Here is a 17,104-nt window from a genome sequence, read left to right as displayed (position 1 = left end):
TCAGAGCTTCTCGACGCCGGCGCGGAACATGCCGATGACCAGCTCCTGGGCGCCGTCGAGCGCCCGGCGCACGGTCGATCCCGTGCCGATCGCGTCCGCCGCGTAGACGGGCGTTTCCACGGCAAGATTGCCGCTCCGCCAGACCCTGACGACGCCGATCTGTTGCCCGGCCTGGATCGGCGCCCGCACCGGGCCGTTATAGACCACGCGCGCGAGCAGCTTCTCATTGCCGTTCTTCGACACCATCACCTTGATCGGTTCGGGGCTCGTCAGCTTCACCGAGCGGCTTTCCCCGCCGAACACCCGTGCGTAGCCGATGGTCTGGTTGGCGGCGATCAGCGTGCGGGTCTCGAAGCTGCGGAAGCCCCATTCCAGCATCTTCTTGGCTTCGCTTGCGCGGTCATCGGCGTCCTCCAGCCCGTTGACCACCACGATCAGCCGCGTGTCGTTCTGCACGGCCGAGCCGACCATGCCGTAGCCGCCTTCCTTGGTGTAGCCGGTCTTCAGGCCATCGGCGCCGCTCAGCGAGTTCAACAGCGGATTGCGGTTGAGCTGACGGATCTTGTTCCAGGTGAATTCCTTCTCGCCGAACAGCTTGTACATGTCGGGATAGGTCAGGATGATATGGCGCGCGAGCTTCGCCAACTCGCGGACGGTCATCTTGTTGCCGGGGTCAGGCAGGCCGTTGGAATTGGCGAAGGTCGATTTGGTCAGCCCCAGCTCCCGGGCGCGCTTGGTCATGAAATCGGCCGCAAACTCGCGCTCGGTGCCGGCGATGCCTTCGGCGAGCGCGATGCAGGAGTCATTGCCGCTCTGGATGATCGCCCCGTGCAAGAGGTCGTCGACCGAGACCTTGCTGTGGATGGCGGCGAACATCGTCGAGCTGCCGGAGGGCGCCCCGCCCCGTCGCCAAGCGTATTCGCTTATCTTGTATTCGTCGGTCAGCTTGATGTGGCCGTTCTTGAGGGCGTTGAAGACGACTTCCGCCGTCATCAGCTTCATCATGCTGGAGGGCGCGCGGAGCTCGTCGGCGTTCTTCTCGAAAAGCACGCTGCCCGAGGACGCCTCGATCAGGATCGCGGTCGGCGCATCGCCGTCAAAGCCGCCCTCCTCCTTCTTGGCGCCCTGCACGCTGTTGTTGGCGGCATAGACCGCGGTGCCGAAGCCGATCGCAAGCGCGACCGCAGCCGCCGTCAGCGCGCGCCAAGGTGAACACCAGGGCCGGCGCGCCGGGAAAGCGGATCGAGAAGCAGCGATCATCGGCGATGTCCTGAAACGGGGGCCTTCTACCAGTTGGAAGTACCGCAAACAACTGAGGTTTTGGCCGCAAGGCCGTAGCCGGCGCGCACTCCCGCAGTGAAAATGATCCTATCGCGTAAGCCGCGTCGGTTCCTTGAAGCAAATCCGGCAAAGACGGCGGAAACGCGTACGCCTGAACGGCTCGAAGCTGCAGCCGGCGCTGATCAGGTTTCTTAAGATAAGCGCGTGAAGCTGTTGATTTTAGTACAGCCCGCGACCGCTCAGCACTTCCGCCGGACCGCGCGGATCAATCGGGACATAGGCCGAGCCGGCATCGCTCGCAGAGCTGCCATTGGCGTCATATGACACCTGCCGCAGATTCGCGGTGCCCCGCCCGCGCCCACGGCTGGAGGCAGACATTTCCGAGGTCGCATTGGTCGAGGCGTAATCGGCCGACGTATTGCCCAGCGAATAGGGCCGCCCCTCCGGCAGCGGAACCTCGGCCCGGATGTGGCCAGCCGAGGACGACATGTCAGGCACGAACGGCCTGGCCGAGGCGATCCGGACCGTGGACGGCGACGGCGCCGGCACGCCGCTGCGCAGCGTTGCCAACAACTGGCGGTCGTCGGAGCCCTCCAGCGGCGCCCGTCCGACATATTCGACGCGGACGCGGGCGACGCCATGACCTTTGAATTCAAGCAGTTCGGCGGCTTTGTTCGAGACGTCGATGAGGCGGTTGCCGTGATAGGGGCCGCGGTCGTTGACGCGCACGATCAGCGACTTGCCGTTCCGCAAATTCGTCACCCGCGCATAGGAGGGCATGGGCAGCGTCGGATGAGCGGCGGTCAGCGAGGCCATGTCGAACACTTCGCCATTGGCGGTCAGCCGACCGTGGAAATCATCGCCATACCAGGAGGCCATCCCCTCCGCGCGGTAGTTGGCGTCTTCCTCCGGCACATACATGCGCCCGGCCACCATGTAGGGCTTGCCGACCCGATAGGTCCCGCCGCCCTTCGGTACCGGGTCGCCGAAGGCGACCACGCGCGGGCTTGCGGAAACACCGTACTTCGGATCGACGCGGCTCGCGAACTTGTTCGAGGACGCGCAGTTGGCGAGCACCAGGCAAGTCGCGACCGCAGCCACCCCCCGCGCCATCGCTCGAATCGGATATTGCCGCTTCCCCATCGACCCCAACTACCACGCTACCGGACGCGTGCCCACTTGCGAGGCCTCTTCGCGTCACTGATCCCCACGATGCGGCCCACCTTCCGCATCAGAACGTGAGGATATCGCAACCGGAACACGGCGGAAATGGGGAGAGCCGAACCATGGTAAATTCTCGGTTGCGCCCTCCCCGGCATTCTACGGGCAAAGCTGTCCCGCTTTCACACATCTGTTGCAGCAAATCATCACTTCACGGCCGATCGCAGCGTTGCCGGCAGGATTCTTTTGACTGTGCAAGGCTGCAGTCGTTCTCTCCCTCGTGCGCAGGGGGCGCAAAGGAAGTTCTGAAATGATCGAGACGGTTACGGCGGTGATGGGCCTGGTGAGCGCGGGGATCTTTCTGGCCCATGCCTATGAGGGTTTTCGCACCCGGGCGTAAAGCCCAACGCGAAATGGAAAGACGCATCACCTCTTTCCCGAAAGGCATGTTCGTAAAGCTTTAATAGATTCGGACGAGCATCGGAGTGTAGCAGGTGCATCATGCGCAAACACGACTTGGTCTCCGACGGATTCCTGACGCTCACAGCAGCAAGCTTCGTGCTGCTGTGCTCGAGCCTGCTGGCCTTCGCGCTGAACTAGGCTAAGGCCACGCCTCCCCGGGGGCATTCCGGGCCGATCGTGCTGCGCTCTCGTTTCGACGTGCGCGGCCTTTGCAGTTTTCGCACAGTTTTTTTTGATCTCGCCTTCCCTGCGCGGCGGTCGCCAGACCGTCCTTGATCTTCGGCTCCCAGCCTGAGACGAACTGCGCAAGCTCCTTAGCGAGGCTTACGCGCATTGCTCCACGCCATAAAGACCACCGCTCTCTTGATCTCGCGCGCCGGTTGGGCTTTGGGTATGGCAGGTTTGGGGGAATTCCAATGCGTAAATTGTCGATCGTGGCGTTGTGCGCCACGCTGGCGGGTTGTGTCTCGGCCGGCGAAACTGTTTCATTCAAGACGTCGAACCCGCAACAGCAGGCCTTGATGCGCGACGGCCAGCCCGCGCTCGTGTCGCGGCAGAAGAATTCGCTGGTGCTGGTCCGTCCAGCGGCGCGGCAGCTTCAGGCCAACGGGCGACCTGTATTTGTGGTCGGCATCAACAATCTCGGACGTCAGCCCGTCGACTTCCGCGTGGCCCAGGTCGAGGCCGTCCAGCATGTTGGCGGACAGGATTTCGGCATGCAGGTCGTCACCTACGAGATGCTGGTCCAGGAGGAGAAGAACCGCCAAGTAGCGGCCGCTATCTTCACCGGTCTTGCGGCCGCCGGTAATGCGTATAGCGCCTCACAGGCTGGCCATGGTCACTACAGGACGCCCTCCGGTCGCACCGGCACTTTCTACAGTCCGACCGCTGCAGCAATCGCCCGGGAAAACGCTGCAGCACAGAATGAGGCGATGATCGAAGCCACGATCGAAACCGGCCAGCGCAATATGGCTGCGCTGGAACAAGCTGTCATCAAGGACAATACTTTGATGTCGGGTGAATGGTACGGCGGCCAGCTACACTTGGCACCGCCGACCGACCAGGGCGGCGGACCGAAGACCTACACCATCGTCATCACCGTTGGCAGCGAGCGCCATGTGATCGATGTCTCGCAAGGGCCAGCGGGCGTCTGATCGACGAACCGAAAGCGGCACCAAGCGCTACTCCAAGGCATGGAGCGACCTGCCAGTTGCTCCGTGCCGGCGTGGATGCGGTCACAATTTCCAAGCGTCTCGGGCACGCCAAGCCTGATATCACCTTGCGCATCTACGCCCATTTGTTCAGAAAGGACGACGGCAGGTGGCAGCGGCGATCAACACGGCGCTGAATCGCCAGGCTGCCAATCGGGTGCCGATTTCGCGGTTTGTTCCATTGAAACCTCCCGCTAAGCACTTGAAAACATTGGTTTGGAAGGGTGGCCGAGTGGTTTAAGGCACCGGTCTTGAAAACCGGCGTGCCCGCAAGGGTACCGTGGGTTCGAATCCCACCCCTTCCGCCATTGGCCGCCGATTGCCCTCAATAGCGCGACATAGTCGCCGATTATCGGACGCCTGCCACGTGGCATAGCGACCCGTCGATTCTACGCCATAGCCCGATATATTCAGATCGAGGCCACAGACTTCAGCACGGAACGACCGCTTCGAGTCCATCCCGCCGTTCACCTGTAACCATGACGAGCGGTCGGGCTGCACCTCGTTCGGTCCGCGTCGGTCCCGGCGATAGGACATTGATGCGGATGCCGGTGCCGCGCAGGCGGTTTATTTCGGAAGACGCCCCCTGCGCTACCGGCGATAGAGGATCATCCCGGCGTGATGCAGAACATCGTCGATGAATTCGCCATCAGCGGTGAAGCCGGTATCATCCCAATATTCGATATGCGTGCCGGTCACTTCGTAACGGCCCTCGTAGGCACGCTCGCGCGTCCCTCGCGCTTCAATGTAGCGGCCGTTCGGCAGAAGTTCGTGACGGATGTGGCCGTCCTGCGTAACCCAGAGGCCGACATAGGGGTGATTGGCTTTCAATTCTGTTTCCTCGGCCCGCCCAGGTGGGATCAGGAGCGTTGCCACGATCATGGCTGCAAAGACGCGCTGCATGGCCGAGCTCCTCATTTCATATGTGTGTGTTGAGTTGGGCCGCGGCCGGCCGCTCCGTGTCCGGGGACACGAAGCGACTGGCCCCGGCGAGGTTCGTTATGGCCGCCTATTGCCGGCGCGGCTCGTTGTTGTCGACGACCTGCTGATAGGCGACGAGATCGAGAAAGGCTTCGGCCTCGACGACAGACCCGTCCTTCATCTTGAAGATCCACACGAACCGATTGCGGTACGGCGCTCCCGACGTCGTGGTGGCCGAAGCGTCGAAGCGGACGATGACCCTGTCCCCTTTTGCCCAGATGTGGTGCACGACAGGCCGGAGCGGAGTCGCGAGACGGCTCACAAGGGGAGCCGAGGCGCGATCGACGAAATCCTTGAGGCCGCGATAGGTGCCGGCAACTGGGCCGGAGCCATGGATTGTCCATGTCACGTCGGGGGCCAGGAGGTCAGCAAAAACGTTGCCGCCCGCAGTCCATCCCTCGAAAGCCTTACGCACGGAGGCTTCATTCCGCGCCTCGATGTTAGCATCCGGCGTGGGGGAATTGGCCTGGGCGAGGCCCGTGGTCGCTATGACGGTCAGGAGGATCAGGAGCGTGCGGGTGCGGCCCGCAAGCCGGTCGATCGAAGTGGCAAAGGTCATGGCCTCTTTCCTGTCGTTAAGGGGATAAAGGCCGCGAACGGGGTCATCAGCACGGGATTGACCCCGATCGCGGATCGGATCGTCCGGCATCAGTTGCTCGATGCGGTAGGTCGGATGGTAATTTCGGTTGTGTCCACGCTCGGCGGAGCCTCGATCAGTTGCCGGACAGCGCGCGCGATGTCGGCGGGCTGAAGCGCGATCGCCCGATAGCGTTCCATCACAGCCACGGTCTCCGCATGGGTGATGGTCGAGGCGAGTTCACTTTCCACGACGCCGGGGTTGACGCAGGTGACGCGGATATTTGTGCTCTCCTGACGCAAGCCGTCCGAGATCGCGCGAACCGCGAACTTCGTTGCGCAATAAACGGCGGCGGTCGGCAAGACCGAGAGCGCGCCGATGGAGCCGATATTGATGATCTGGCCGCTGCCATGCGCCTCCATGATCGGCAAGACGGCGCCGATGCCCCAGAGCACGCCCTTGATGTTGACATCGACCATGCGCTCCCATTCGTCGAGCTTGCCGGCCGCAAGCGGCGAGAGCGGCATCACGCCGGCATTGTTGACGAGAACGTCGATGCGCCCCCACTTCTCCATCGCCGCCTGAGCGAAGCTGGCCATGGAATGGCGGTCGGTCACGTCGAGCAGCCGGGCTTGGGCGATCCCGCCGGTTCCTGTGATGTTACCGGCGATGGCTTCGATGCGGTCCAGCCGGCGGGCGCCCAGCAGCACCTTTGCGCCGGCCCTGCCGAGCTCTCTGGCGATGCCCTCGCCGATCCCGCTGGAGGCGCCGGTGATCAGAATAACCTTGTCCATTTCGTGCCCCTTGCTTTGCATTCGGAGCCCAAGATGGACGTTCGCCGCTGTTGCTGGTATCCGTCCAGTGTTTGACTGGATGGTTAGCAATGCTGGACAATGAAGATTGACCTCAACCTGCTGCCGCTCTTCCTTGCCGTCGCGGAAGAACACAACTTCCGCGCTGCCGCCGATCGCCTTGGCGTGACCCGCTCGGCTGTCAGCCAGGGAGTGCGGCGGCTTGAGGATGCCTTTGGCACGAGCCTCGTCACGCGCACGACCCGTTCGGTACGCCTGACGGAAGCGGGTGAGCGTCTGCGCGAGGCACTGTCCCAACCCATCTCGGATATCGCCACGGTGCTTGACTACGTGGCCGCAGAGAATGCGCCGCGCGGGCTGCTGCGCATCGCCGTCACCTCAATTGCCGAGCGGTTCCTTTCAGGCCCCCTCATCGCCTCCTTCGCCGCGGCTCATCCTGGCGTCACGATCGATGTCACGGTCACGGACGAAGAATTCGATATCGTCGCGGCCGGCTACGATGCGGGCGTCAGGCTGGGCGAAGTGATCGAGCAAGACATGATCGCGGTTCCCCTGACAGGCGATCAGCGCGAAGCCGTCGTGGCAGCTCCCTCCTATCTCGCGGCCCACGGCGCGCCGGCGCATCCACGCGAACTGATCCATCATCGCTGCATCGGCTGGCGCCCGACGCCGAACGTCGCGCCCTACCGCTGGGAGTTTGAAGAGAACGGCATTCCCTTCGACCTGGCGGTCGAACCCCAGATCACCACGAACGACTTGCGCTTGATGCTTCGTGCGGCCCTCTGCGGGGCGGGTATCACCTTTGCAACGGAGGAAACCTTCCATCCATTCGTGAAGACCGGCGAACTCGTCCCGCTCCTGGAAGAATTCCTGCCGCCGTTTCCCGGTTTTTTTCTCTACTTTCCTCAGCGTCGCAACATGGCGCCCAAAATGCGCGCTTTGATCGAGCATGTGCGGCAGTGGCGATAGCCCCGGCTGTAACAAGGCTGCCGATCAGAGCTAGCAGCAGGTGGAGGACATGCCGTCAGCCTAGACAGTTCGGCCGTGGCCGAAGCATCCCCTGTTCCGAAGCAGCTAGCACCGCCGCATCGGAATCGTCGCGGAAAAGGGATGATGACCGGCAAGACAAACATGGCGCCGAAGCTGACGGTGCTATTGGCCGACGCTTTTGGGGGCATTCTACAGCTTCATCAAGATCGGGGTGGAAACCATCCCGCCGGTCACGCTGATCGCGGCGCAGACGTTGATCGCTGGGACGATCCTTGCGGCTATCCTCCGCTGGCGGGGCCTGCGCTCGGCGATCAGCACTCTGCTAGGAAGAAAGTGGATGAGTTCGAGCCGACCGCGTCAGTAGCGCTCACACCCATCTTTCATCCAGTTGGGTCGGCCCTCTGGCCTGTGCCAAACTCGCGCCTCCGTCAGGAAAAGCCCTGCATCAGAGGCAGATGCTGAGAATTTTCAGACGACAGGCCTCCACAGCGCGAGATTTCGGCTTGGCAACCGTCGCCTGCTTTGAGCTCTTCGGCGAATTCTTCGCCACCTTCGGACGCTCATAGTCGCCGGCAATCACCATCGCCCAATAGGTCCGCCCGGTCGCCGAACTCTTGACGCTGGCGACGCCAACGCGCGAGGCGTTGTGCAACAGCAGATTTCGCCGGTGACCCGACGAATTGATCCATTGGTCGAGGGTCTTTGGAAAGCTGTCATAGCCGTAGGCGATGTTTTCTGCCGCCCGGCCCGCGCCCGCTGGGTGGACGCGCGAGTTGAAGGGGCCGAGGACGTCGTGGTCGAGTTTGTCCTTTGCCGCCATCGCCGCGGCTTGCTCGTGCGCAATGCGCGTGAGCGTCGCATCCAGCACCACGCGCCCCTCCCCGTGCTGTACGCGATAGCCGGAGATCATGGCGGCGGGAGATTCGGCCCGAGCAAGCGCTGGGTAACAGCAAGCGGTAAACCAAAGGCAGAGTGTAAGGAGGGATTTCATCGATGTTCCCAAATCAGTCTTCCGGAGCGATAAAGAGACCGGACGAACCCGTAAGTCATTGATTTTATTATTTCGGACTGCGCTTTCCCCCAACTTGATCTTGGGAACGCGATGTCGATACGCGCGAACACGGGCGCCAGCAAGGCGCTCGCGAAGGCCCTTCCCTCAAAACAAAAATGAAAAATATCAATGCATTATCGGGAAAGAATGCTGAACATTGCTTTCGTCCAGCTTGCGGCAAGATTTCCGTGCAAACACTGATTAAGCAAAATGGAACCGTATTTTGCTCAATTGTGTTGTGTTGGGGTTGCATTCACCACTGCAGGGAGGCGACTAGAATGACGGACGAGCAGTTAGCTCTTCAGGCCGTTCGTGATGCCCAGGGCATACTTGAAGAATACTTGCAGCCGCGACCGCGCAATAACGAGCGGGTCTTCCTTGATCGATTGGTGGAAGTGTTGGAGCGGCCCGAGCTCCTGATCGCCGTCAACCGGATGCAGCGCGGCCTGTAGCCGCGTCATCGCCAGCCTCTGGAGCCTCACTGGCCTTCGCAAGCGCCAGCCAATCGGCTGCGAGCGTCAGCCAGGCATCTTCGTCCACCGGACTGCGAGCCTCTGCCGCCCGGTCCCTGCATTCCTGAGCTAGCTGACGAAACCGGACCAAATCTTCCCTCATGCCAGAGCTACGCTCCAACTGAGCAAAAGTTGCAGAGGGCTGCTGACGATTAGCGATACACCGGACGGTCCCGCCCTATTCCCGCGCCGCGATCAAATAAGTTTTCTTTGGCGTCACACCCTTGTGGCACACACGTTGCACTTCAATGGGTACTGGGGATTTCAGGGGCCCAGTATGAGACAGGGCGCCGCCGGGACAGTGTATTTCAAGCCCGGCGGCGTACCTTTCTGAGACATGTTAAACACCGCCGAAAGCACGCTTGGCGAAGCGCTCCACCTCTCAACTACGGCCCGCCAGGACCGACAGATGCAAGCACGTGCCCTGGCCAGGGATTGCGGCCATCCCTGAGCCACGGGAGCGTGTCGGTCCAGAAGCCGGCCGCGTGACTGTCGTGGAAGAGATTGAAATGGCCGATCGCCTTGCGACCGTAGTCGGACGGCTCGAGCAGCACCGCCGTGCGCGGCGCACCGGTGTAGTAGCCAAGCGTGCGACGGATTGCGGGCACGGTGCCGAGTTCGTCATCCGACACGGCAATCGCAAGGATCGGCCCCGTCACCGCCGCCATCCGTGAGAGCACGGCCTGTCTCTCGCCGCGTGGATGGCTGCGCTCGAAGCGTCGCCTGCGGAAACTCCATTCATTGGCGACGCCGGCAGGCAAATCCTCCAGCCAGCCGAGCCTGCGGCCGGGAAAATAGCCGCAGAGCACCGTCATGACGGGCATGGCGATGTGCCATTTGAGGAACAGGCCAGCGCGCCGGCGCGGCGCATAGTCGCCCCACCAGGCATATTGCGCGCCGACCGTCAGCATCCGCTCAATCAAGCCAGCGCTTGCGGCGAGCCCCGCCAGAAAACCGCCGACGCTGTGGCCGACCACGATGAGGCGAGCCTGCGGCCGACGTTCGTGCATGAAGCAAAGCGCCGCCTCGAAATCGAGTTCGCCCCAATCGCGCCAGCGATAGCCACAGCCTCTGAGTCGAGACGGCCGCGAACCGCCGATGCCGCGATAGTCATAGGTGAGGACATCGAAGCCGTGGTTCGCCAGGAAGCATGCATAACGGTGGTAATAGCGCGCAGCCACCCCCGTTGCCGCATTGACGATGATGCTGCCGGCGGAGCGGCCGGCTGGCGCGAGCCACAAATGGCCGCCGATGGTCACGCCGTCCCGGCAGGGAATCGTGACGGGTGTCCCATCCTCCATCGATATACGCAGCGCCACCTTGGTCATGCGCGCGACGGTAAGCGATGGACTGCGTTGTGTATATTCACTGGTCGGTATACATAAGGCGCCATGAGCGAGACTGGCCGTTCGACGCGCGAGCGCATCCTTCAAGCCGCCGGAAAATTGTTCTACGGCGAGGGCATCCGCGCCGTCAGCGTCGATGCGGTGGCGGAAAAGGCCGGCCTTACCAAGCGAACGCTCTACTATCATTTCCGCAGCAAGGACGATCTGATCGCGGCCTATCTCGAGATCCGCGACCAGCCGAATCTCGCTTTGTTCAAGCGCTGGTTCGCCGAGGCCGACGGTGACGTGGCCGCCAAGGTGGAAGCGATCTTTCGCAATCTGGCGCGATCGGCACGAGGCGCAAAGTGGAAGGGTTGCGGTTTCCTGCGTACCTCAGTCGAACTGGTCAACCTGCCCGGTCATCCAGCGATGGTGATCGGCCGCGCGCACAAGAAACGCGTCGAGGACTGGCTCTGCTCCGTCTTCGAAGATGCGGCCGCCTCGCGGGAAGCGCGGCAGCTTGCGCGGCAGGTCATCCTGCTGTTGGACGGCGCGTTTGCCGTCGTCCTGCTGCATCGTGATCCAAGCTACATGGAAACCGCTGGAGCAGCGGCCACCCATCTCATTCGCGGGCTGATGCCGACGCCGCGCAAGTCAATCAAGGTTGCCAGGGTCCGGCGGACCATCCGGCCCCGGACTGGCTGACGCGCGATCGAGCGTTCCCGCCACCCAGCGCGCGACCGACGGACCGACGAACAGCAGCAGGATCACGCGCACGGTCTGCAGCGCCATGACGAAGGACGTGTCGACCTTGGTCGAGGCGGCGATGATCGCCGCGGCATCGACGCCGCCGGGGCTGGTGGCGAGATAGGCGGTCAGCGGATCGACGTGCAGGAGCACCACCAACAGCCACGCCAGCAGGCCGCAAAACCCCATCAGGATCGCGGTTGCGCCGATGCTCTGGGGCAGCGCGCGGGCAGCGGTCGCCAGCACGTCACGCGTGAAGCGCAAGCCCGTGTTCCAGCCGATCAGCGCGTAGGTTGCAATCAGCACCAGCGGCGGCAGCTCGATCTTCACCCAGCCAAGCACGTTGAGCACCGCGCCGAGAACGAGCGGCCCAAGCAGCACGCCGGCCGGCATCCGCGCGGCAAGACCAGCGCCGACGAGCGCAATGGCCGTGGTGGCTCCGAGGTTCGTCAGGTCGACAGGCTGAAAAAGCCCGGCACTGAAACGGCCGCCACCGCCGTGCGCAAACCATAGCGCCACCACCGAGGCCGCCGCGGCCACCAGCACGACGCGCAGATACTGCATGAAAGCCACGAGCCGGAAATCGGCGCCGTGAGCCTCGGCCATCACCATCATCACCGTGGCAGCGCCGGGCAGCATGCCCCACACCGCCGTGGTGCCGGGGATGATGCGCAAGCGGCTCATGGTCCAGCCGATCAGAGCGCTTGCGCCGACCGAAAGCGCCACGGTGGCGAGGATGATCGGCCAGTAGCGCACGAAGCCGCTGATGATTGCCGGCGTGATCGATTGCGCGACGAGACAGCCAATGATTGCCTGGGCTGCAGCGATCAGCAGGCGGGGCACCCTCACCGCCCCTCCGCCTATCTGCACCAGCGCGGCCGCGGCCAGCGGCCCCAGCAGCAAGGCGGCAGGCAGCCTCACCCACTGCAGCACGCCGGCGATCAGCAGCGAAACCACGACGAGCACCGCCCAGCGGACGGCGACCGGCAGCGCTCGGAGCGGGAGATAGGCTTGCTGCTCGCTCACCGCTGCAGCTCGATCTCGGCCGCTTTAGCCACGCGGCCGAGCCGCGGGAAAATGTGCTCGAAGGCAAAGGCGTGCATGTCCGCCGAACGATCGGCGCTCGCGTCTTCCGCCAGCACGACCGCATAGCCATGCTCATGCGCGGCACGCGCGGTGGATTCGACGCCCATATTGGTGGCGATGCCGCCGATCACCACGGTGGTCACGCCGCGCCGGCGGAGCTGCAGATCGAGCTCCGTGCCATAGAACGCGCCCCATTGCCGCTTGGTGATCCTGATATCCGACGGTGCGGCGAGGCCATCCGCCAAGTCCGACCAACCCTCGGGAAAGCCGCCGGGCGGCGCTTGCATCGGTTGATCGACCGGCGACTTCAGCGCGTCGCCAAAGTCGGGCGAGAAGGCGACGTTGACCAGCACGACGGGCGCCTTGGCCGCGCGGAAGCGCCGGGCGAGCTCCTGTCCCTGGGCAAGGACGGCTGGACCGGAATGGGGCTCGGTCGGCAGGCCGACGATCCCTTTTTGAAGGTCGATCAGGATCAATGCTGTGGTCGCGGCAGGCAGGATGAGCATGGGATGTCCTTTCGCCAGGTGGGGGCGTCCCCGCCCGTTGCCGGGCGCGTGGGGAGCGGCTAAATACTTGAGGGAAAGCTCAAGCACGCAACCACTCTATTTGAGGATATACTCAACTTTGTCAAGTCGGGACCGCAAACCGCTCCAGCCGCAGCGCGAGGTCGGCCGCCAGCGCGTCGCCGAACTCATGCAGGCGGCGGCCGAGGTGATCCAGGAACGGGGTTTCGAGGCCGCGACCATGGCGGAGATCGCCGCGCGGGCGGACGCCAAGATCGGCTCGCTCTATCGCTTCTTTCCGAACAAGGACGCCGTCGCCGACGCCTTGATGCAGCACTATGCCGAGGTGCTGCGGGCGGAATACGACGCGATCCTCGCCCACGCCGCCGACGCCAATCCGGAGCAACTGGCCGACATCCTCATCGATCTCCTGGCCAAGCTCTATCCGCAGATCCGCGCAGTCACCGCGTTTTTGGACTCCCGCACCGACTGGACCGAGATCCGCCTTCGCTTCCGCAGCCAGACACTCGCCGGCATCAAGACAGCGCTGAAGCGTTGCGCGCCCGGCCTCGACGAGCAGGAGGCCGAGGACATCGCCGCGGTCGTGCTCAACAACATGAAGACCATGGTCGGCATGACCATGAAGGACGCGCCGACAACCCCCGGCGCGCCCGAGCAGCTCAGATTGATGAACCGCCTCTATCTCGCCGCCAGGCTCGCGCCCGGCAGGCCGGCGGGATAGCTGCACCGGCTTGCGCGCAGTGAGCGCATCGGAAGGCGGATCGTTGCCGCTTTCGTGAAAACAGGTGCGCATTTTGGAAATGCCGACTGCGACCAGATTCTGCATGGCAGGCAGCGTTCGCGTTGCGCGAACGTCCGGTCGAAGCGGAGGATATCCGATGCGATTTGCTCTTTGCTTGGGCGTGCTGATCATGCTGTGCGCCGCTGCTGACGCGGCGCCGGTGCGTCGCGTCAGACATCCCGAGCGACATTTCCGTCTCGAGCAGCAGCCCATTGTCCCGCCGAAGGGATTTGCCGTTCCTGGCTGGTCCGACGAGGAGACGCGACAATGGATCGACAGCGCCTCAGGGCCCAAAGGTTAGCGGATAAGGGTTAGTCCGGAAGGTTGGCGAACGCGTGCCCGGCGCGCCACAGTAGCCAAGCTCTGCGCGGAATGTTACGCGACCATGATGGCGGCAGTCCCCGAAGCACAGGTGAGCCCAAGCAAGGCAGGAAAGCTCGGTTTCCTGCCTCGCCTTGAATCGCTGCGCGGCATCGCGGCGGTCTCGGTCGTCGGCTATCACATGACGAGCCAGTTCACCGACACCTATGTCACGGGCATGGCGCCGGTCGTGATGTTCTTCGTGCTCAGCGGTTTCGTGCTGGCGCGCTCGCTGCAGAACAATCCGAACCCGGTCACGTTTCTGCGACATCGCCTGTTCCGGCTGTTTCCCGCGGCGATCGCGGTGGTCGCTCTGCTGACGCTGCTGCACCATCAATACGGCTTCTATGTCGGCTACGAAGCGAAATTCAATCCGCTCAACGTCATGCTCAATGCGATCATGGTCCGCCATGACATCAACGGCGTGATGTGGTCGATGACCGTCGAGTGCTTCGCGACGCCGGTCATCCTGCTGTCGGTCTGGATTTTTCAGCGCTTCGGCCCGCAGCCGCTCATGGTGTCGATCGCTGTCCTGTTCGGGCTCTCCTTCTGGGGGACCTATGTGCATCTGCTTGGCGGCGTTTCCAGCCTGGCGCCGCTCTACGCCTTCGTCGCCGGCGTTCTTCTGCAGATGCAGGGCGAGCGGACGGCCGAGCGGCTCCGCACGGCCGCTGCCTGGGCCCTGTCGATCGCGGCCATCGCCCTGCTCTGCTTCTGCGGATCACAGAAACAGACCGCGCTGATCATTGCGCTGGAGACCTTGAGTTCCTCGCTGCTGGTGCTGCTGGTCGCCTTTCGAAGCTCGATCGGCCTCTTTGCCGTTCTCGATCTCCGTCCGGTCCGTTTCTACGGCCGTATCTCCTACAGCTTTTATCTCCTTCACCCGATCGGTATGTGGCTCACCGGCCGACTGCTCGATGCCAGGGGGCTGCCGGTCCTGCTCGCGATATCTGCGACAACGATCGCGGCGGTCGCTCTGACGACGCCGATGGCCTGGCTCTCCTGGCGATATATCGAGAAGCCGTTCATTGCCCTGGGCCGGCGGCTGGCCACGAAACAGCCCTCGCCGGCGAGCGCGATCGAATCTAGACAGCAGCAATTGCTGTCGCTCGCTCCGACCTCAGGGAAGGATCTCGAGTGAGGCGATCTTGTCACCATCGAGCCCGAAGACGTATCTGAGATCGATCGGACTACCGGGAAAGTCGCCGACCACATGCGCTGTGACGACGATCTTCCCGTCGCGTTCCTCCACAGCGAACGGCTCGCTCGTATAGTTGTATTTGGTCGATGCATCGGCCTTCCACTGTGCGATGGCCGCGCGCCCCTCGTGCTTGCGCCCTTCGTCCTTCACGACGCCGCGTTCGCTGAAGCATTGCGCGATGGCATCGCCATCGCGGCTGTCGGCGGCAAAGTAGACGGCAACGGGGCCCGGCAGATCGAGAGACATCGGATTTCCTTTCCTTTGCGCGTCAGGAACGACGCGGTCGCGGATCGCGATTGCGTAGCCGGAAAGGTGTTTGTAGCTTCGCCAAACCGCAAGAACGCACGAAAAGGTAAGGTACTGACTTTTGGGTAAGATTGAGTACACAGCCGCGAGCGCCGCCGAGGGCGTTGAGAAGGCGTTCAGGATGCTGGATGGCCGGTGGAAGCTCGTGATCCTCTTCCACCTGTTTGGCGGCAAATTGCTGCGCTTCTCCGACCTGGAGCGGGCGATCCCGGGGATCTCGCAGAAGATGCTGATTCAGCAACTGCGCCAGATGGAGAACGACGGCATCGTGCATCGCATCGTCCATCACCAGGTGCCGCCGAAGGTCGAATACGGCCTGACCGATTGGGGACAATCCTTGTGTCCGTCGCTCGATGGGCTGCTCACCTGGGCCGAGCAGCGCCCGCTTGCGCCACCGCTAGACGCTGGTCGAAATGAATGAGGATATCTGGACGGCCCGGAGCAGAACGCCCCAATTGTTCGGGTGCACCCCGTCGTGGGTGAGAGCCCGATAGTTGGTTTTGCTGACCCCTCCTAAATTGAAGAGATCAAGACATGGGACGCGGTTTATTTCCGCCACGCGCAGCATGGCGCCGATGTAATCGCGAAGAAAATATCCGAGCTTGTTCGGATGCACATCGCTATCGCGATCGTCTTGGGTTGGCAACCACCAGGGCGTGATGAGAAAGATCCGCGCCGTCGGGCAAGACTTCCGCAGGAGCCTGATCGAATGATTGAGCGCCCCTTTGAAGGTCTCACTGCCGACATCATCGTCCGATCCGATCGGGCGGTCGTAGCGGAAGTCGTTGGCGCCGTACTCCAGGGCAATGTGGGTGACGCTCGGAAAGTTCGTCGCCCGCAGGTTAGTGACAGACGAATCGTGGACCGGTTCTCCGGTTCGTTGTTGTGCAGACCAATCGCCCGAGGAAATCGCGTCGGCGATCGCGTAAAGTGAAACAGGGTTGAGCGGCGGCAATTTATGTTGACCGGCACACGAACCCGGAAAGGCGCCATTGATGGCGAACATTCCGAGCCGCTCGCCTATGATGCTTGGTGTGGCTCCGCCATGGGTTGAGCCGGTGCCCGCGCTGATGCTGGTCCCGAGCTGAAGATAACAGCCGCCGCGCATGGTATTCCGGCTGCCAGCCCAAAAGGCTGTGCCCAAACCTACCGCGCCGATTCCAAATGTCTTAAGAAAAGCCCGCCGCTCCATAGGCCGGCTCTCTATCACCCACAACCGGTTCGGAGCAACTGCGCTCTCCATCTCGATGAGCCGCGTAAACGGCAGCTCGAGGATAGGCCACGAGCACCTTACTCTCCGTCATTCCGGGGCGCGCGAAGCGCGAGCCCGGAATCCATCGAGCCACTTGCATTGCGGGAAAACGGATTCCGGGCTCTATGCCGACGCATCGCCCCTGAATGACAGCCCCGTCATTGCGAGCGTAAGCGAAGCAATCCACGTCTCCGCAAGCGGCGCTATGGATTGCTTCGCTTCGCTCGCAATGACGATGTGGCTACCTTGGGTGCGACATAACAACCCGACGGGCAAATCAGCCAAAGTCTGTCCAGCCCACGCGAGAAAAACATTCCGCTTTCGCCGTCGGGCAAATCAGTGATTTAACTCTGCGCGTCTCACCCGAATGAGGGGGCGGCTCGCGATCGTCACGAACGTCGCGGTGGGATGCGGTGGACGTGATGGGTGTGACTGACGAGCACACACAGCACGGACGGCGAAGTCGTGTGGTCCTGGCGCCCCG

General features: G+C 62.9%; 19 protein-coding genes, 1 tRNA gene and 1 pseudogene. 10 read left to right on the top strand and 11 right to left on the bottom strand.

The features are described 5' to 3' along the window. Together AC5ZG1_RS22250 and AC5ZG1_RS22245 are read right to left on the bottom strand one after the other, a co-directional pair. The gene (locus tag AC5ZG1_RS22250) at positions 1-1,260 is read right to left on the bottom strand and encodes a D-alanyl-D-alanine carboxypeptidase family protein (RefSeq protein ID WP_130223364.1); all 1,260 of its coding nucleotides are present in this window, start codon (positions 1,258-1,260) and stop codon (positions 1-3) included. Positions 1,261-1,500: 240 nt separating this feature from the next. Beyond that, positions 1,501-2,394, bottom strand: a complete 894-nt coding sequence (locus AC5ZG1_RS22245) for a septal ring lytic transglycosylase RlpA family protein (RefSeq protein WP_496134092.1) — start codon at positions 2,392-2,394, stop codon at positions 1,501-1,503. A gap of 926 nt (positions 2,395-3,320) precedes the next feature. Here AC5ZG1_RS22245 and AC5ZG1_RS22240 point away from each other — a divergent pair. Beyond that, entirely contained in the window at positions 3,321-4,058 is a 738-nt protein-coding gene (locus AC5ZG1_RS22240) for a hypothetical protein (RefSeq protein ID WP_496134091.1), read from the top strand. Between the two features lie 275 nt (positions 4,059-4,333). Further along, positions 4,334-4,423 (top strand) — tRNA-Ser (locus tag AC5ZG1_RS22235). 283 nt (positions 4,424-4,706) lie between these two features. On the opposite strand, the gene AC5ZG1_RS22230 is transcribed toward AC5ZG1_RS22235, so the two are convergent. The 3 genes from AC5ZG1_RS22230 to AC5ZG1_RS22220 form a co-directional block, all read right to left on the bottom strand. After that, positions 4,707-5,033 (bottom strand): Atu4866 domain-containing protein, encoded by a 327-nt coding sequence (locus AC5ZG1_RS22230; RefSeq protein WP_496134090.1) that lies wholly within the window; start codon positions 5,031-5,033, stop codon positions 4,707-4,709. A gap of 91 nt (positions 5,034-5,124) precedes the next feature. Then, positions 5,125-5,655 (bottom strand): nuclear transport factor 2 family protein, encoded by a 531-nt coding sequence (locus AC5ZG1_RS22225; protein ID WP_496134089.1) that lies wholly within the window; start codon positions 5,653-5,655, stop codon positions 5,125-5,127. An 89-nt stretch (positions 5,656-5,744) separates the two neighbouring features. Further along, complete coding sequence (locus tag AC5ZG1_RS22220) at positions 5,745-6,467, bottom strand: SDR family oxidoreductase (protein WP_496134088.1); 723 nt, start codon at positions 6,465-6,467, stop codon at positions 5,745-5,747. A 99-nt stretch (positions 6,468-6,566) separates the two neighbouring features. Here AC5ZG1_RS22220 and AC5ZG1_RS22215 point away from each other — a divergent pair, with 99 nt between their 5' ends. Both AC5ZG1_RS22215 and AC5ZG1_RS22210 read left to right on the top strand, forming a co-directional pair. Further along, positions 6,567-7,454, top strand: a complete 888-nt coding sequence (locus tag AC5ZG1_RS22215) for a LysR family transcriptional regulator (protein WP_496134087.1) — start codon at positions 6,567-6,569, stop codon at positions 7,452-7,454. A 144-nt stretch (positions 7,455-7,598) separates the two neighbouring features. Beyond that, positions 7,599-7,776: pseudogene (locus tag AC5ZG1_RS22210) on the top strand (EamA/RhaT family transporter); the annotation flags it as partial. 144 nt (positions 7,777-7,920) lie between these two features. Here AC5ZG1_RS22210 and AC5ZG1_RS22205 read toward each other — a convergent pair. Beyond that, positions 7,921-8,466: a CAP domain-containing protein gene (locus AC5ZG1_RS22205; protein WP_496134149.1), complete on the bottom strand. Its 546-nt coding sequence runs from the start codon at positions 8,464-8,466 to the stop codon at positions 7,921-7,923. A 338-nt stretch (positions 8,467-8,804) separates the two neighbouring features. Here AC5ZG1_RS22205 and AC5ZG1_RS22200 point away from each other — a divergent pair, with 338 nt between their 5' ends. Then, on the top strand, positions 8,805-8,978 hold the full coding sequence (locus AC5ZG1_RS22200) for a hypothetical protein (RefSeq protein ID WP_165435055.1): 174 nt from the start codon (positions 8,805-8,807) through the stop codon (positions 8,976-8,978). A gap of 446 nt (positions 8,979-9,424) precedes the next feature. On the opposite strand, the gene AC5ZG1_RS22195 is transcribed toward AC5ZG1_RS22200, so the two are convergent. Next, positions 9,425-10,366, bottom strand: coding sequence for an alpha/beta hydrolase family protein (locus tag AC5ZG1_RS22195; RefSeq protein ID WP_496134086.1), 942 nt, complete (start codon positions 10,364-10,366; stop codon positions 9,425-9,427). 63 nt (positions 10,367-10,429) lie between these two features. Between AC5ZG1_RS22195 and AC5ZG1_RS22190 the strand changes: the two genes are divergently transcribed. Then, complete coding sequence (locus tag AC5ZG1_RS22190) at positions 10,430-11,068, top strand: TetR/AcrR family transcriptional regulator (protein ID WP_496134085.1); 639 nt, start codon at positions 10,430-10,432, stop codon at positions 11,066-11,068. Here AC5ZG1_RS22190 and AC5ZG1_RS22185 read toward each other — a convergent pair. Both AC5ZG1_RS22185 and AC5ZG1_RS22180 read right to left on the bottom strand, forming a co-directional pair. Continuing rightward, positions 11,018-12,136, bottom strand: a complete 1,119-nt coding sequence (locus AC5ZG1_RS22185; protein WP_496134084.1) for an AbrB family transcriptional regulator — start codon at positions 12,134-12,136, stop codon at positions 11,018-11,020. The genes AC5ZG1_RS22190 and AC5ZG1_RS22185 overlap by 51 nt on opposite strands. Further along, the gene (locus AC5ZG1_RS22180) at positions 12,133-12,702 is read right to left on the bottom strand and encodes a hydrolase (protein ID WP_496134083.1); all 570 of its coding nucleotides are present in this window, start codon (positions 12,700-12,702) and stop codon (positions 12,133-12,135) included. Before AC5ZG1_RS22180 ends, AC5ZG1_RS22185 begins: the two co-directional genes overlap by 4 nt. Positions 12,703-12,820: 118 nt before the next feature. On the opposite strand from AC5ZG1_RS22180, the gene AC5ZG1_RS22175 reads away from it, so the two are divergent. From AC5ZG1_RS22175 to AC5ZG1_RS22165, 3 genes are all read left to right on the top strand, one after another. Continuing rightward, the gene (locus AC5ZG1_RS22175; protein ID WP_496134082.1) at positions 12,821-13,441 is read left to right on the top strand and encodes a TetR/AcrR family transcriptional regulator; all 621 of its coding nucleotides are present in this window, start codon (positions 12,821-12,823) and stop codon (positions 13,439-13,441) included. A gap of 157 nt (positions 13,442-13,598) precedes the next feature. Further along, a complete protein-coding gene (locus AC5ZG1_RS22170; protein WP_028168768.1) occupies positions 13,599-13,802 on the top strand; it encodes a hypothetical protein in 204 nt (67 codons plus the stop codon). An 84-nt stretch (positions 13,803-13,886) separates the two neighbouring features. Continuing rightward, positions 13,887-15,002, top strand: a complete 1,116-nt coding sequence (locus AC5ZG1_RS22165) for an acyltransferase family protein (RefSeq protein ID WP_496134080.1) — start codon at positions 13,887-13,889, stop codon at positions 15,000-15,002. Here the strand turns inward: AC5ZG1_RS22165 and AC5ZG1_RS22160 are convergent. Then, positions 14,982-15,308, bottom strand: a complete 327-nt coding sequence (locus tag AC5ZG1_RS22160) for a nuclear transport factor 2 family protein (RefSeq protein ID WP_496134079.1) — start codon at positions 15,306-15,308, stop codon at positions 14,982-14,984. The two genes, AC5ZG1_RS22165 and AC5ZG1_RS22160, sit on opposite strands and share 21 nt — an antisense overlap. Before the next feature lie 181 nt (positions 15,309-15,489). On the opposite strand from AC5ZG1_RS22160, the gene AC5ZG1_RS22155 reads away from it, so the two are divergent. Continuing rightward, the gene (locus AC5ZG1_RS22155; RefSeq protein WP_207230945.1) at positions 15,490-15,789 is read left to right on the top strand and encodes a winged helix-turn-helix transcriptional regulator; all 300 of its coding nucleotides are present in this window, start codon (positions 15,490-15,492) and stop codon (positions 15,787-15,789) included. Here the strand turns inward: AC5ZG1_RS22155 and AC5ZG1_RS22150 are convergent. Beyond that, positions 15,766-16,560 (bottom strand): SGNH/GDSL hydrolase family protein, encoded by a 795-nt coding sequence (locus tag AC5ZG1_RS22150; protein WP_496134078.1) that lies wholly within the window; start codon positions 16,558-16,560, stop codon positions 15,766-15,768. The genes AC5ZG1_RS22155 and AC5ZG1_RS22150 overlap by 24 nt on opposite strands. Between the last annotated feature and the right edge of the window lie 544 nt (positions 16,561-17,104).

This window comes from Bradyrhizobium sp. Leo78 (assembly GCF_059512425.1).
The sequence above is the reverse complement of the archived record's forward strand: the minus strand, read 5'-3'. Positions and strand labels throughout refer to the sequence as shown.

Excerpts from the sequence above, each read along its gene's own strand:
- AC5ZG1_RS22170 (WP_028168768.1), top strand. The coding sequence starts at position 13,599 with ATGCGATTTGCTCTTTGCTTGGGCGTGCTGATCATGCTGTGCGCCGCT.
- AC5ZG1_RS22230 (WP_496134090.1), bottom strand. The coding sequence starts at position 5,033 with ATGAGGAGCTCGGCCATGCAGCGCGTCTTTGCAGCCATGATCGTGGCA.
- AC5ZG1_RS22250 (WP_130223364.1), bottom strand. The coding sequence starts at position 1,260 with ATGATCGCTGCTTCTCGATCCGCTTTCCCGGCGCGCCGGCCCTGGTGT.
- AC5ZG1_RS22215 (WP_496134087.1), top strand. The coding sequence starts at position 6,567 with ATGAAGATTGACCTCAACCTGCTGCCGCTCTTCCTTGCCGTCGCGGAA.
- AC5ZG1_RS22205 (WP_496134149.1), bottom strand. The coding sequence starts at position 8,466 with ATGAAATCCCTCCTTACACTCTGCCTTTGGTTTACCGCTTGCTGTTAC.
- AC5ZG1_RS22150 (WP_496134078.1), bottom strand. The coding sequence starts at position 16,560 with ATGGAGCGGCGGGCTTTTCTTAAGACATTTGGAATCGGCGCGGTAGGT.
- AC5ZG1_RS22220 (WP_496134088.1), bottom strand. The coding sequence starts at position 6,467 with ATGGACAAGGTTATTCTGATCACCGGCGCCTCCAGCGGGATCGGCGAG.
- AC5ZG1_RS22160 (WP_496134079.1), bottom strand. The coding sequence starts at position 15,308 with ATGTCTCTCGATCTGCCGGGCCCCGTTGCCGTCTACTTTGCCGCCGAC.
- AC5ZG1_RS22165 (WP_496134080.1), top strand. The coding sequence starts at position 13,887 with ATGATGGCGGCAGTCCCCGAAGCACAGGTGAGCCCAAGCAAGGCAGGA.
- AC5ZG1_RS22245 (WP_496134092.1), bottom strand. The coding sequence starts at position 2,394 with ATGGCGCGGGGGGTGGCTGCGGTCGCGACTTGCCTGGTGCTCGCCAAC.
- AC5ZG1_RS22195 (WP_496134086.1), bottom strand. The coding sequence starts at position 10,366 with ATGACCAAGGTGGCGCTGCGTATATCGATGGAGGATGGGACACCCGTC.
- AC5ZG1_RS22225 (WP_496134089.1), bottom strand. The coding sequence starts at position 5,655 with ATGACCTTTGCCACTTCGATCGACCGGCTTGCGGGCCGCACCCGCACG.
- AC5ZG1_RS22200 (WP_165435055.1), top strand. The coding sequence starts at position 8,805 with ATGACGGACGAGCAGTTAGCTCTTCAGGCCGTTCGTGATGCCCAGGGC.
- AC5ZG1_RS22155 (WP_207230945.1), top strand. The coding sequence starts at position 15,490 with ATGCTGGATGGCCGGTGGAAGCTCGTGATCCTCTTCCACCTGTTTGGC.
- AC5ZG1_RS22180 (WP_496134083.1), bottom strand. The coding sequence starts at position 12,702 with ATGCTCATCCTGCCTGCCGCGACCACAGCATTGATCCTGATCGACCTT.
- AC5ZG1_RS22190 (WP_496134085.1), top strand. The coding sequence starts at position 10,430 with ATGAGCGAGACTGGCCGTTCGACGCGCGAGCGCATCCTTCAAGCCGCC.
- AC5ZG1_RS22240 (WP_496134091.1), top strand. The coding sequence starts at position 3,321 with ATGCGTAAATTGTCGATCGTGGCGTTGTGCGCCACGCTGGCGGGTTGT.